The 15,521-nt window shown below is 34.6% G+C and carries 9 protein-coding genes; 6 read left to right on the top strand and 3 right to left on the bottom strand.

Annotated elements, in window-relative coordinates; all coding sequences use genetic code 11:
* Window positions 1–300: 300 nt before the first annotated feature.
* Complete coding sequence (locus tag DMP02_RS04380; protein ID WP_126322852.1) at window positions 301–1,656, bottom strand: DEAD/DEAH box helicase; 1,356 nt, start codon at window positions 1,654–1,656, stop codon at window positions 301–303.
* A 299-nt stretch (window positions 1,657–1,955) separates the two neighbouring features.
* Here DMP02_RS04380 and DMP02_RS04375 point away from each other — a divergent pair, with 299 nt between their 5' ends.
* From DMP02_RS04375 to DMP02_RS04355, 5 genes are all read left to right on the top strand, one after another.
* The gene (locus DMP02_RS04375; protein WP_126322851.1) at window positions 1,956–2,294 is read left to right on the top strand and encodes a hypothetical protein; all 339 of its coding nucleotides are present in this window, start codon (window positions 1,956–1,958) and stop codon (window positions 2,292–2,294) included.
* A 93-nt stretch (window positions 2,295–2,387) separates the two neighbouring features.
* On the top strand, window positions 2,388–2,675 hold the full coding sequence (locus DMP02_RS04370; protein ID WP_126322850.1) for a hypothetical protein: 288 nt from the start codon (window positions 2,388–2,390) through the stop codon (window positions 2,673–2,675).
* A gap of 20 nt (window positions 2,676–2,695) precedes the next feature.
* Complete coding sequence (locus DMP02_RS04365) at window positions 2,696–3,244, top strand: gamma carbonic anhydrase family protein (protein ID WP_126322849.1); 549 nt, start codon at window positions 2,696–2,698, stop codon at window positions 3,242–3,244.
* A gap of 572 nt (window positions 3,245–3,816) precedes the next feature.
* The gene (locus DMP02_RS04360) at window positions 3,817–6,336 is read left to right on the top strand and encodes a hypothetical protein (protein WP_126322848.1); all 2,520 of its coding nucleotides are present in this window, start codon (window positions 3,817–3,819) and stop codon (window positions 6,334–6,336) included.
* On the top strand, window positions 6,315–10,955 hold the full coding sequence (locus DMP02_RS04355) for a hypothetical protein (protein ID WP_126322847.1): 4,641 nt from the start codon (window positions 6,315–6,317) through the stop codon (window positions 10,953–10,955). The genes DMP02_RS04360 and DMP02_RS04355 overlap by 22 nt, the downstream gene beginning before the upstream one ends.
* Before the next feature lie 215 nt (window positions 10,956–11,170).
* On the opposite strand, the gene DMP02_RS04350 is transcribed toward DMP02_RS04355, so the two are convergent.
* Together DMP02_RS04350 and DMP02_RS04345 are read right to left on the bottom strand one after the other, a co-directional pair.
* Window positions 11,171–12,142, bottom strand: coding sequence for a hypothetical protein (locus DMP02_RS04350; protein WP_126322846.1), 972 nt, complete (start codon window positions 12,140–12,142; stop codon window positions 11,171–11,173).
* Window positions 12,143–12,478: 336 nt separating this feature from the next.
* Entirely contained in the window at window positions 12,479–13,138 is a 660-nt protein-coding gene (locus DMP02_RS04345) for a beta/gamma crystallin domain-containing protein (RefSeq protein WP_126322845.1), read from the bottom strand.
* 420 nt (window positions 13,139–13,558) lie between these two features.
* Here DMP02_RS04345 and DMP02_RS04340 point away from each other — a divergent pair, with 420 nt between their 5' ends.
* A complete protein-coding gene (locus DMP02_RS04340) occupies window positions 13,559–15,472 on the top strand; it encodes a hypothetical protein (RefSeq protein ID WP_126322844.1) in 1,914 nt (637 codons plus the stop codon).
* Window positions 15,473–15,521 lie beyond the last annotated feature (49 nt).

The raw sequence follows: 15,521 nt of genomic DNA, 5'->3' as shown, positions 1-15,521 counted from the left end.
GCGTTCCCGCTCAACTCGCCATCCTCATGTATGTTGTATACACTGCGGTGGCTTCGTTTTCACGGCGCCTTGCCAAAAATCCTATTGCTGTGAGTATATCAAGATTGCTAAAGTTCTATAAGGGACAGAAAGTTGTAGATAATCCGTCATAGCGAGGCTGGAACTTTGTTCCGGCCGTGGCTATCCAGGAAAAACTAGCCATTTACAATGGATTGCCGCGCGCGTAGCTGTCATTGCGAGCGAAGCGTGGCAATCGCAATGACGAAATAAAACTTGATAATCAAATTTTAGGTATGAGTGCTATCTATCACCACTTCTTTTTCGTCCAGCACTGCTCTTAAATTTAGAATAGAAAGGCTTTTTGCTTTTTTTGAAACCAGTGTTGTGTGAACCGCTTTCGGAGCCTCTATTCGATTTAGATGCACCACTGAATTTTTTTCTAGCATCATGATGTACGCCGCGTGGTGCATGCCTATTTCGTCTTGATCGCTCATCGTCATCCATGGTGATGGGTGTGGTGTTGCTATTGGCACTGGCCTTATAATCAAAGTCAGGCAGGATGCATCTTTCTAATGATTGATTGAGCTTGCGTTCAATCGCACGTATTTGATGTCGGTCACTGTTAGTAATCAGCGTAAAAGCAGCACCTAATTTACTCGCACGACCGGTACGGCCAATACGATGTGTATACGCTTCGGTGGTAGCAGGCATATCAAAATTGATAACGTGAGACACATTTTGAACATCAATACCGCGTGCCGCAATATCGGTCGCGACTAAAAACTTTAATTTCCCGGTACGGAATTTATCTAGCGCCAGTTGGCGTCTGCTTTGCGATAGATTGCCTTGAAAAGAGGTTGCGCTATAGCCCAATGATTCAAGATGTTCAGCTAGGCGTTTGGCACGATGTTTGGTGCGTGTAAAAATTAACACGGATTCGGTGTCATTGGTTTGTATAATTTTTACCAATAGTTCTGTCTTAAGCGCTTCATTCATCGGATAAAGCTTTTGTGTCACGGTGGTAGCTGGCGCTAGCTCGCCAATTTGTACAGGAACAGGGTTGCTTAAGATTTCTTCGGCCAGACTGCGTATTGCTTTTGGCATGGTGGCTGAGAAAAGTAAGCTTTGGCGCTGCTTAGGCAAATACGTAAGAATTTTACGAATCGTGGGGAAAAACCCAAAATCAAACATTTGATCGGCTTCATCGAGTACCAGTGTTTGTATCTGGCTTAAATCAATGTTTCTTCGATTGATATGATCCAGCAGGCGTCCAGGGCAAGCAATGGCAATATCAACACCCCGACGGAGGCTTTGGAATTGCTTCATGATATTGACACCACCATATAAGGTGACGCTGCGTAAGCCGGTTTCTTTGCCTAGCAGTCTAATGGCATCATGAATTTGCTCGGCAAGCTCACGGGTAGGAACGATGATCAGTGCGCGTAGCCGTCCTCTAGGTCCATCCATTAGCTTATGTAATAGCGGAAGGGTAAAAGCAGCGGTTTTTCCGGTTCCAGTTTGTGCCAAGCCGATGACATCATGGCCCTGTAGAACAAGGGGTATGGCTTTCGCTTGAATAGGCGTTGGGTCCTTATAACCTAAGGTTTCTACACCTAATAAAATACGCGGGTCTAACTTAAATTTGCTAAAATTCACTAAAGTATCCTGGCTGATAAATGAGCCAAGTAAGTCTTTAGCTCTAAAAGGGGGTCATTCTATCAGGCTTATTGAGCAAATGATACACAAATAGAGCTTAACTGGAGGGTGAGATCTAGCCCTTCTTAAGGATTTTTTTGGGGTTTTTAGATGACCTGGTTGTCTTTTTATACAGCATAGACTGTTTTGGGCAATAAAAGCCTTAGGCCATGACGAAAATGGTCATATTACCAACCGATTGGCGTCTTTCGTATCTTCAATACCGATGTCAGAATGCATTTTACGGATGGAGAGTATTTATGAAGAACAGTACTGATTTTTCGCCAGAACAAGCGTCGTTGCTGTATGGATTGCCAGGCATTAAAAAGGAACTGAGAGAAGGCAGGCAAGAAATTATCGTTGATAGGCGTGTGTTGCCAGTCTATTGCCAATTTGAGTTAATTAAAACGGTGCTTGAAACATTAGAAAGTATGCCGTCTGAGGATGAAAAACAAAAGGATTTAATAGAAACATTGAGAGCCTATCTAACAAGCACTGAAAAGCCACTCGATGTTCAGGCAGCGAAGGATCTGGGGGCTAAGATTGGACTTTATATGGGTATGGCTATTTGGCTGTATGGCGCGTTTTTAGTATGTTGATATAGTTCTTTTGTTACTCACGTGTTTAATTTTTGCAAGGAGAAGGCCGTCTATTCGATTTTTACATTACCCTTGACCATTGGAATAGCGGTAATGGCGGTGCTGAGTTTTTGTATCCCTGTCGCTGTATTGACGCTTTTAGGTTCAGCCATCGGATGGAGCATAGCGACCGTTATCAATAATATACATACCCATAGACATACTGTAAAAACTGAAAAACGCTTAAATAATTTAATGGATGAGATAAATCTACTATTAGAAATAAAGTCTAAAGAAACCCAGCAAGTGGCGGGTTGTTCTAAATCAGGTTTCTTTTCTGTAAAAGAAAACAATTCAGCAGTAGCCTTGGGTGAGTGCTGCACGCGTGCTCATTTTTTCTAAACTAACCGTAAATTTTTAATATGCTTTATTCTTTTGAAGAGAGAACACCAAGCTTAGTCGGCAATCATTATTTTATTGCGGAAAGTGCCGATATTATCGGTTCGGTGATTATTCATAATAATGTCATTATTCTTTCTAACGCAGTTATTCGTGCCGATAACGATACGATTGAGATTGGTGAAAATACCAATATTCAAGACGGTGCTGTTATTCATACGGATCCAGGACATCCTGTGACAATAGGAAAAAATGTCACGATGGGACATAACGCGATGTTTCATGGCCGTAGCATTGGTGAAAATTCGGTTATTGCGATTGGTGCGGTGGTGTTAAGCAATGCGGTGATTGGAAAAAATTGCATGATCGGCGCCAATGCACTGGTGCTTGAGAATCAGATCATTCCCGATGCATCGCTGGTGATTGGCACAGGCAAAATAAAAGCAACTTTATCTGAACAGCAGATAAAAGCGATGCAGCAATACTCACAACATTATCTTGAAAAAATTCATAGGTTTAAACAAGGGCTTAAAGTTTTTGATCCAACAAAAGAATCTGACCACAATAACTAAGGGGTTCTACACAAGTTTCAACTTCAAATGATTCGCCGGCTACGGCGACCCAATGATTAACAGTCATTGGGTCATCTGCTAGCTTAATACATGTTATTTCCCAGGCAAAACGTTTAAAGCTAGGGAGAGTATAGCAACTTAATTTGTGCTTCAAATAAGGTATGCTATTAAAAAGGAAATGTGAATAGAGTGTATCCTAAAATGTTTGATAAAACCTTAGGTGGTCAACATTATTCATTAACCAAAAATGAATTACCTAATATATGCATCACTGACATGAAATTGATAGCACATTTGGAGATATTTTGCTAAAATTAAATAGGATGTGAGACAGTCCAGAATTTGCTTGTAGTTATGAAGCGCTTAATCAAATTACAAATAATTTTATTTTAGGTAAAGAGATTAAATTATAAGATATATCAGCATGATAACCGTAACATAAAACTAAAAAATGAAACCTTAGTTGTGGCGATTGTCTCATTCCGATAAAAGGTAACCATTATTAATTAGATATTTTTATCTATATTGCTGCGCGAATAACTTACTCTAATAAATCAGCTAGGATGGCTTTCATGAACCCAGAAGAAATTAATTTCAATGCGTATAAGGCAAACAATCTCCACGCTATTATTGATCTTTTTCAAAACGATCCCTCTATCAGCAGCAACACCCTACAGGATATTACAGCCGCTCTGTCCGCAAAAACGCCTCAAGAATTTTTTTATCTCAAAAAATCTATTGATTTTCTTATAAGTAAAAATAGCCTCAGACAGACGATATTCGATTTTTTGCTAGAAACGCCTAAAATAGAATCTTGCTTCAAATTATTCAAATTTTTAGGGAAAATAACTACCTATGACCGAGAGATAACTGATACTATCATAGAAATTTCCGAAGTTTTTGATCCGGCAACAACGATCGATCGTCTCTCTGAATTTCAGGACACTGGAATACTTAATAACGAAATAAGCTTCGATTTTTTTGATGCTGTACTTACATTAATTACCATTGGCATGGATCAGGAAAACTATATAAGTGCTATTAAACAAGCGAGTGCTCCTTCCTTATTAGCGGATGCTTTTAAAATTTTAAAAGAAAACGATCTATTAGCCAATGAATACCTTAATTTTATCATTCAAGAAGTTCCTACTAGAGCTGATTCTCCTTTAGATAAAGCAGAAATATTAGCAAGGTTAAAAAAGTATAACTTACTCAGTGAAATAAATTTTAAGCTGTGTAAAAAAAATAAAAGATTGTTTGCCTTCAACTTTCTTACAGAAATGCTTGAAACCAAACCAGAAATTTTAAAAAATAACTTCACGTTTTTAGTCACTAAGAACGCGAATAGACTCGTTCTTTATGTTAATTTCTTAATAGAACGCCGTTTATTGCGAGAAAATTATATAGAGATAATAAAATATTTTACTGAAGAAAACTTAAATATGTTTTCATACATTATGCTTAATAGCGAAAACTTTATATCGCAAACAAATATCATTGCTTTAAGCTACTTTAAAGGCACGCGGCTAAAAAAAATAGCCAATGCTATTTCACTGCTAAAAACTGAAAATTTTTTTACTCGAGATAATTTTGATTTGCTTTTTTCTAATTCATTCACACCGGATGTTGTTTATGAGTTTGCTAACGCCTTAATTGTGCTTAAAAACCATGAGTTAAATGATTTATATTTAAAGTTAGCCATACATAGCTATGAGCAACCCTTATTGCTTGCTTTTAGTATCCGAGAATTAGCAGGCGCAGCAATTTTATCTTACAGTAATGTAGATAAAATAAAAAATTCTAAATCGATTCATCTTTTGCTTAGATTGCTACGTAAGTTACGACAAAATAACTTTTTAACTGAAGAAAATTTTCTTCAGTTAATTCGTTTAGATGAATTTTTAGTTGATATTTCAAGGTATAAAACCATCAGTCGATTAAAAAATATTCATATGAATTTTTTTAAAGATTTATTTTTATTACTAGATAGAGGCGATTTAAGTACAGAAAATAAATTAATTAAAATTGATGAGTTAATGGCCAGCAAAAGCTATTTAAAAATCCCCAGCCTACCCATTAATCGCGCGCAAAGTACACATTTAACCTCTATTCATCGCAGCCTTTCCGAATCAGCAAAAAAATTTTTTATTAAATATGCAGAAACTATTAGTAACGATGAGTTAGATCGTCAATTTAATACGATTGTTCTTGAATTGGAAAGGGAACTTTCTACCTGTCTTACCAATAGACAGTACATTCAATCTGCTATTAATGCTTTAAAAGGTATTATAAGCCAAGCAGATTTTGTTGAGCCACAATCAGGGCTTAGCTTAAAAACATTATTTTTTTCCTTGTGGCAAGGCATTCATGATGAGTCAGAACGCATAGGAAATTTAGTCGACGCAAAAAACCAATTAATAGAAGGTTTATATGAAATTCAGCGTGGAGGAAATATTGATGCCTATGGTCATGATAATGGTTTAGCCGACGAGCCTATTTGCTGTTTAGGCGCTTTTAATAAATTACTTGAAAAATTGTTAGGTGTGCATTCATTTGTAAATTTAGTCATTATTAATTACGAATTAGCGCTTATTAAATTTCCGATTATTGTTAATGAGGAAATTGAATATTATTTATTAAACGACGGATTTGATAATTTTTTATCAAATTATGATACCTTAAAAGAAGAAGGTGTTGCGGTTATTTGGCAAAATATAGAAGCCAAGGTAAAAGAAAAACTGCTCGATGAATTTTCTAGTATTTATACCGACTCTAGAACGGGAGAAACAAATTCACAGTTTGCAGCCTTACTAGAAAGTCATGCTTATTTAGAGATTGATGATGCACTATTGGCTAATCTTAAATCGTCCTATGCCTTAAGAAAATTGGAACAGCTAGCTACTGCCCGTGTTTGTGGAGAAACCAGCGGTTTTTCTGGTCGAAAATCACGTTCTGCAACTTGTAGTGAGGAAGCTAATGGAAAAAATAGCTATAGTCCCTTTAAAAGTTATGATCGCAGAATGCAATACCTATTGTCTTTTTTAATAGGTAAAATAAAAAAAATAAACACGTGCAATTACTTGAAAAAATAACTGCTTTACAAGAGTTTATGCAGGACAAAGCAACCCGACAAACAAGAGACGGTGAAATAGATTCGCAGTCAGATTTTTTTCAATCTATGACACCAGAAATACTCTGGGAGAAGGCAAAAAATTTTATATCACCTATTGCTGAAATTGATAATGCGCACTTAATTGAGCTGTCCAACGATAGCGGAAAAAAAGTTTATCTGACTGTTCAGCGAGAAAAAGTGGCAACAGGAAATGTTTTAAATTTATATTGTTCCGAAATAAACCAAGATAGTTTTTTTACATTAGATAGAGATACCGAGCTAGATGAAATGGTTGACATTTTCTGTGCGCTTTTATTTCCCGAGGATTTATCCTATGAAGTAACGACGCGCGCTTATATCTATAAGCCAGAAAAGACCGTAGAGATTCTATATTTTATAGATGATTTTTTAGGCAACTATTTTTCTGGCGCTGATTCTATTTATGAAAATGAAAATTTTTATATTGAAGGCTTAGCTATCGAAACGTTTCTTGAATTTTTCCTTATAAATGATCAGAAAACACTAGCGCCAGAACGTTTAAGCAAGACGATACTAAGTGATCCGATTAAAAAACTATCTATTGATGCAGAAAAAATAGTCGATGCTATCTCTTTATCCGATAATCAACAAATCGCTTTAGGCAAACTAATAGATAAATATGATATAAAAATTAATAATGATTATCTTAATCACCAAAACAGTGAAATTAAAAATTCCCTAGCTGATTTCAGAAAAAATTTATTGGAAAAATTAATCTATTATGCTAAACGTGAGCAAGTTATTCCTGAAGCAGAATTAACCGAGATGGCACGCAGTAAACTTTCTACTGATCTGGTAGCTACCGGTCTAAACCTAGCAGAGAGTAACGCGCTATTAGACAAAGTGATTCAATCGCACACGCAAGCTAAAATAGGGTTAGAAAAATCAATTGCTATGACCCGACAGGGTGTTATATTAGCACCCGCCCTCATTCAAGCGCTTAATGGTCATGCCGATAGTTTAAGTTATATGACCACTTTAATAACGGCTGATATGGGTGTCAACCAAGCTTACACACACTTTATTCAACATCCTGTATTTGTTAAACGTTTCCCTAAAAGCGCGGCTATATTAACTAAATTCATACATGCGGCGGCATCGCCAGTTGCAAAAATTTTAGTCATCTCAAGTTTTTTTGAACTTTCAGAACAATTAGCTAATTCGCCCCTTAATTCGCCCGAACATCAAGAGGCAAAAGCACTATTATTAGATAACAGTATAATCTTTGCTAGCATGTTCGCTGAATGTCTAGGATTAGAATTAGGCCCTGGTGGCCTCTTATTAGACTTAGGGATTACGATCCATCAATTAATAATTTCAGCCAATTATTTAAGGGAGCACTACCACCTGCGTACTTCAGTGTGGGATGGGGTTAAATTCAGCCTGGGTTTCAATAGTTTTGTCCAAGAAATATTAATGGAAAGAGAATTACTGCGTTTCTTCTTAACCTATATCAATCAATTCAGTGAAATGCTAAATGTACATTTTAATCACGCTATCCTAAAACTACCAAAATTTATTGAAGCCGAGCCTATTAGTATTCCAGCCAGCGAATTTCCTAGTTTTCTTTTGGAACAAATTCGTTTAAATCCGCAACAAGCTATTTCTAATATAAAATATAAGTATACGGTTAGTAAATTGACACCTACTGCAAATGCAGTTGTTACCCTCAGAACACGGTTTTTTGCAAGAAAAATAAAATCACAAACGGTGGCTTATTGGAAAAGACAATATAAAATTCAAGATAAAAAAAATCTTTTTAAACTTAGTTTTTCATCGCAAAATCAAACTATCCAGGAAGATAATATATTTTCCCAATCAGAGAAAAAATGTAAATATTTATTTGATATACCTCATACAATGTGTAAGAACTTACTATCGATCGGACTTCTTATGCCTGAAGACTTTTCGATCCGGCTTCTTATGTCTGAAAACTTTTGTGCCACTCAAAAAGCTTGTAGTGTTAAGCCCATTTTAGTTGAAGATTGGCGGGTACTGACTTCCACATCACTGAGTAGCCATGATTCGCACGGACGTTTACAAGCTATAAGCCCCCTAAGCATTAAAGGCGCTTTAGGGGCATGTTTTTCTAATGTTAAAGCGCCTGATTCAACTAAAAAAATATTTGATATACTTTTTTTATTCAATCCGCGTTATGGCCATGTATCGATAGATGATGGACCTTTTTTAGAGAACAAACAAGTCGTTGTTTTAATCCAGGATTCATTCCTAGAGGAAATATTCATAAGCGAAGAAGAAAAAACAGTAGCCGTTTTACAATTAGAAAATTTTGGTTATCTTCATACACTTTATTATTGGATAGGTCATAATAGTTACCCTAGTGTTATCTACGATCCCTTTTCTACCTTAACCATAGTATGTTTACCTTTAGCTAGTTCTAAACCTTATCAAATAAACGTCACTCTGATTGACAATCATGCGTTGTGCTTGCAAAAACTCAACATGGAAATTCATGGCTTTGATTTTAAACAAGAAATAAAAATTGATTTTAATCCAGCTTATTTTTTAGTTGGCCTATTTAATTTTACTGCCCACGTAGTTTATCTAAACTACGTTATTGCTGACTATAAGAAACCCACTCAATTTTATCTGCACCCTCATCAGATGATAGAATTGAATAATATTCAAGGTACAGTGGATTTTATAGGTCAAAATGGCATTGAACTTCGTTTGGATAATGATAGCCTGGATGCCAATCTAAGCGTCAATCGAAACGCTGTCTATTCATTTATCATAGAAACTAGCTATAAACTAAATACTTTTACAATAGATACGCACTATCCACGTTTAGCTGAAGATAAATTTTTACTGGTTAACCATCTCAGCAATGGCATAGGTGCGCCTTTACCAGCAGGCATGAAAAATCTTAGAAACATTTTTTTTAGCCAACAAGGCTGGCCTGGGGGAGTAGGTAAATACATTAAATTTTCTTTTCATTTACCCAGCACTAATCTAAATTTAGTTTTTCAGGGACCCTATGAAATTGATAATAAAAACTATCTAAGTCAATTAATCTTTAAAAAGAATCTACAAATTTGTGTTTTTTTTGAACTCGATGCGAAACACTTACTTCTAAATCATCTCAATACTTTTAAAATTATCGTAGATAAAGGATTTAATTATTTTTTATTTCATAAAACAACAGCTGCTACCGTCGAAGATATCAAATTTAATCAAACATCCCAACAGTTTTTATACCGCGACATACATTATCTGTTTAATAAAGAATATGGATTGGTGGCAACCTTAGGTGCCATTAAAACCCAGGCTACAAATGATGGGTCTGTTGAGAATTTCAGTAACTTATTACCTGGCATTCCTATTAATTTAAAAAATGACACAACCATAACCCAAATGGAGTCGGGTTTTATACGGGTAAATCACCGGAAATTAGCCAATGTATCACAAGAAGTAAAATTATTAACAAAATTCGGTGTTCAATATAAAGGGTTACTGCCGTTTTCTAACGAGCGTTTGTCTTCACTCCAAGCACATTCGCATACCTTAAGCGACCCCGACTTGCCAGCCCAATCAAGCTGGCAAACGTGGATAATTCCCGGTATTCTCGTAACGGGCATACCTTTAATGATAGGTCTATCGTTAAGATATTTTTTCCGCCTGCGCCAAGCTAGACAAACAGCTGCGATTGAATTAGCAGTACTAACCCACCTACTGGCACAAAAAGCTGAAGCTATACCGCTCATACCTGAAGCTGCAAATCGCGGTACGCCTCTTGAAAAACTCCATCGCGAGATGACGCCGTTTAAAATGCATAATTGCATTTTAAAGTATGATGGGTGGGATAGGATAAAAAATGAAAAAGGTTATTATCAAACCCATAAAGATAAAGAAGAAAATAAACCTAATCATGCTAAAAAACCGCTTAACACGGATATTCTAGTACGAGATTGTTTTGAACAACTTCCCTCACAACTGTTGCTTTTACAATGGTGTATAGGCATGTATAAAAAGATAAGGTGTGCAAATACAGATAAAAAAGCAGCATTAAAAACTAATAAAGTAATATTTAATTTAGCAAATGCGTTAACTGATTTAATAAAACAACACTCATGGAATAAACAAGATAAAAAAATAATAGATCATTTATTAATGTCTCTACACAAAGTAAGTTTTTTGCTTAAGCTATCTGATTCTAAAGTTTATATAAAGAAATCATCACAATTTACTGATTGGCAACGCGTTATTAAATTTTTGCTAGTGTTTGAATCACATTTCAACCTGTATTTAAAAGATGATTTATTTTCTAAAGTAAATCAAGCATTGGCGCAACTCAATGCATTAGTTTTTTCTATTAAGCCAGTTTTTGCAAAGAAATTGCAAGAACCACATAGGCAAACTATTAAGCAATTAAAAGCTAAGTTTTCAAGCAATGTCGAAAATGATACTACTTTTCCCTTTAAGCAAGCCCCTATTCCAAAAACAAATAGCCTATTTTTTTTGTTACCCACGCGAGAAGCTAGTAGCGCTAATTCAAGCTGTATGAACTCTCCAAGCAGGGCAGAGATTAGCGCAAAATAGGATAAATTACCAAGCACAAGGTCAGCTGGGTAACGATTAGATAAAACGTTGCAAGATCATCATTTATTAGACTAGAACATATTAAACGTGAGGCAGCATCGGCGGTGTAACCGATCACAGGACTGGCCCAGGTAAAGAATGAAACACTTTAAAATGCTAAACTGCATTTTAAAGTGTAATGGCTATATCTTTGGCAATTCATACGAATGATTAAATTAGAGAAGGTTAAACAATGAAATTTTTAGCCCTTCATCATTTAGTTTGTCAAAACTAGCAATATAAATGTGATCGCCTATATTAATCGCTTTAAAACTTACTTTCTCTTCTTTCAGTGGCAAATTAGCTATATTACTAACTATCCTTCTATTTGCCCAAGTATTTGTTAAAACATCATAACTATAAAAGTAGTTGTTCACAAAACTATCGGGCCTAAATAGGTTAATTTTAGTTTTTACCACACAAGCGGTGTCTGTTAATACGTTTAGTTTTAAGTCGAATGAACTATCAAAAGTACTTCTTTCTGAATAATACTGTACCTTTTCCCAGTCTCTGTTATAGGATGAAGAAGTGTTTTTATCAACTGAATGGTAATTGGGAAGTTTAATATGCTCAACTAAATTAGCATTATCTAGATTTCCTCCCAACAGGTAAAGATGATCAAGCAATTTACATACGAAAGGATTTTCACGCGCATATTGAATAAAATTATCAGCATAATAAGAATCTTGGTACGTAAAACTTTTCTGTTTATCATCTCCTCCACCGATAGAACAAGGAAGCCCATCAATCAAGAACAAAGTTGAACGGCGATAAAGATGATTACCTGTATATCGATTAATTTCTACTTTAAAATCCTTGTGAAAAATCTCTAACTTAATTTTTAATTCATCGGTTAAAATATACCAGATTATTTTATCTTGATTTGAGAATGCCGCCACCGCCTGGTAACGATCAGATTTTTGTGTAAACTTTTCAAGTTTATTCAGATACCATTTAGCTTCATTGATGTTAAAGCGAATCATAAATAAATTTAAAGAGCTAGGGGATATAAATAAAAAATAAAGGTTGGTATTCCCATCATAATATAAACCTATCTGTGTTACATCCGTTTCGTTTTCAAAGTAAAAATCGCTAGTCGCAATGCGACTTAAAAATTTAACCGTACTGTTATTAGTGATATGATTCATAAAGTAAAATTTCCTTTTTTATTTTAAATATGAATTAAATATAATAAACAGTTAGCAAATAATATTATAGCTGTTTACTATATAAAGATTAAATTAGCAATACTACACTAAGGTGCGATTTTTAAATTGCTACTTAGATTAAAAAGTTAATACGGCTGGGTTTTTAAAAAATTTATAGCAGCTTACAAGCGCTTTATCCACAGTGCGAAATTTAATTTTTAAGTTTTGGAGACCAGATATCTGATGATCTGCAGTCTCTTGGAAAGATTTTTTTATCTTTCCAAGAGCATTGCTTTCATATTTCACTCACATGTTTCTGGATGCTGAGTTTTGTATTTAATCTACCTGAGCTTTATCCTGTGTAGGTTTATCTTCTTTATAATCAACAATAAAAGATGAAATTCCTCCATGATCTAACTGTATATTTGCGGTATCCGTAATAATATCATAGTTTTTTCCCACATAATCACCATCTTCGTATAAGGTAACTTTACAATACGAACCTAATTTTGCTGATTTAAATAGATCATTAAGAGGGTGAGGGCCATTTGTAAAATTAACTTTGTCGCCTATTCGATATTTAAAGCTTAAACCGGAAAATTCTTTTTCAGAATAAAATATAATTTCGTTGCTTGCTAAGTCATTCTTAGGTAAAGAAAGTGCAGGCTCTATTTGTTTTTTTGGTTCTGGCTCTTTCATTAAGAGATACAAATTAGTGTAATTAGGTTTATTAAGAATGTGCTCTAATCTGTGATTATTTATAAATAAATCTAATTTTTTCGTAATATTATTTTCTAATAATTCTGCATTTTTTTTATTATTGAGCAGTATCCTTTCTTCTAATTTCTTTAATTTAAGCGTTTTTACTTTTTCGCTTAGAATAGTATTTTTTTCATTTAATGCATTTTTTTCTAATTTGTTTAGCATATTTTCCATTAGCAAATGTATTTCTGTGAAAGAAATTCCTTGTGAACAATGACTTTTTTTATGATTCATTCTTTACTCCGTTTATGTTTAATAACAACCGTACATAACGAGTTTAACAAAAATATTATGTGCTAGAAGCAAAATCAAAGTTTTGTTGTTAAAAACTAAATTTAGATTTAATCCATTTTTTTATGTTTTTACCTGCATGACAAACTTAAGCAATAAAAACCCATAAAGTATAGTAAGTTTTTAGGTGGCCACCTAATTAGCTTTATTGTTTATATAAAACGTTGAATAATAAATTAATCTTTTGTCCAGATATAGATTTTTATGGAATGTATAAAATTTTTCGTTATAGTGGATTTATAAACGATTAGGTCATTAAATAGAGAAAATTGTCAATATGATTTCAAAACCGACGAAACGTGAGTTTAAAATAAGCAATAAAAATTTATTTAATTTTCAACATTAAAAATAGGGAATTAAAATATGGAAACAGAAAATAAAATAATTAATTTAGAACCAAGCAGTCAAATTTCTTCAGCACAGCGACAGTGCCTAATAAAAGGTGGCGTAAAGCTAAAGAATTTGCAGATAGGTTTAGGTGATGGCGTAGCTAAAGATACCTCAAATCCCGCTGAACTTGCGGCTGAATTATTTTTTGTGGGTTTAGATGAGATGCAATTTATACCGGGAAAAGGGGATAAGGTTTATCAATTTAAAATAACAGTGCCAGATTCATATGCCGGAAAGATAAAAGAAATTGGTTTATATTATCGTGCTCGGCCAGAAGATAATAGAGTGTTAATTGGCTATTGGGATCACGTACAAGCCTGTTCTGAAGATGAAGGAGAGCAATTAGAATTACAGTTAATTTTGCCGCCCAGCAACGATGACGAAAGAGCAGATTTAGATCTCGCCGCACTGACAGCCCCACAGGCGGCTCCTGCCGATTTTGCCGTAGATAAAGAAACTGTTATCAAATGGGAAAGTGAATTAACTAAGGAATATCCCGTTGAAAGCAGTACTTCTTCTTACATTTCAGATATGGTTGAAAATATTGCGTTAATTGATGGTGGTGAGAATAGTAACAGTTTACTTTTGTTATATAAAAATGAATCCGGCAAAAAATTTTATTTTGGTGTCTATAATTTTCAGTTTGGTGAACTAAAATTTAACAAGCCAAAAAATATACCAATATTAAACAACAACGATAAGTATAAAACTTCTTCTAATACTATTTTTTCGATGTTAGGCGAAAATAAAGTGACTTTCTATATTGCAAATTCCAAGCATGTGCTTTCTGTATTATTTGATCATAGCGTATCTTCTTTTCCAAATACTTTAAAAAAGCTCTATGCGAATGAAACACAAGTGTCTGAAGCGACAACGCTTGCTCTTATGGGGAATGCTGATGTTTTAATAGGGGGTGGCTCCATTTATAAAATGGAGAATAAAACAGAAACTAAAGTAGAGAATGAAGTAAAGACTATAGTAGAGAATAAAATAGAGACTAAACCCGCCGTGCGTTGTCTTATTAGGGATGAATCGGGAAATTGTTTACTATCTTCTGATAAGCAAACAGGTTCTTATCAAAATGGAAGTTGGTACTATAATTTTTCGATAGATAGTACTGATCAAAATGGAGGAACAACAATAAAAGCGCATTTTCCGGCCTGGGGTACGAGACCTGCGGCATATAAAACTTTTCATGTTCCTGCAGGACAGGTTTTGAGAGCAGGCAGGCATGCGTGGAGCCATACTACATGTGGCCATGGTTGGATAAATCAAAGAGAGGATACACCTCCGCCTACGACTATCACTACCCCTATAACTAAAACTATAAAGGTACCTAAAACTGTAACGGTAACGACCCAGGTAAAAAAAGTAATAGGTCAGAGAAATAATCCTATTATAGAAGTGTTACCAGATAATAAAACCTATGTGATAGGAGGACTTAGCGAAGATTCAGAGCTTGCGGCAATTGAACTGAGTGAAGTGAAAAGAAGCAGTGATAACACTTACTATTTTACTACTAATATGGCTAATACTTCAAAACCGCTCTTACCTGAAAACCATGAACTACTTACATCGGTTAATTCTAAAGACTATCGCAGTTGCCAAGTAGGGCAAAATATTTTTATTTTTCCTATGAATATATTTGCAGGAGAAAAAAGTAACAAAAAAGGTCGTTATTATATTTATGACACGTCTAAGCAAGTCGTGAAAAAATCATTTGTTCCTACTGAGATAATTAAAAGCGTCGAAGCTGGAAATATGGCAGATTATAACAGTCTTCAAGTCATTTATTTTGACGGACTCATTTACTTTGTTTTAACAGACTCAGATGAAGACTACTTGAAGAGCACCTTTATTTATGCGGATTTAAGGAAATATATATAAAATTTTTAAATACAATTAATAAAAAAAGGAATGAAATAATGGACTTAGA

This window comes from Candidatus Rickettsiella viridis (assembly GCF_003966755.1).
GTDB classification, from domain to species: domain Bacteria; phylum Pseudomonadota; class Gammaproteobacteria; order Diplorickettsiales; family Diplorickettsiaceae; genus Rickettsiella_B; species Rickettsiella_B viridis.
This window is presented reverse-complemented; position numbering and strand designations above follow the sequence as displayed.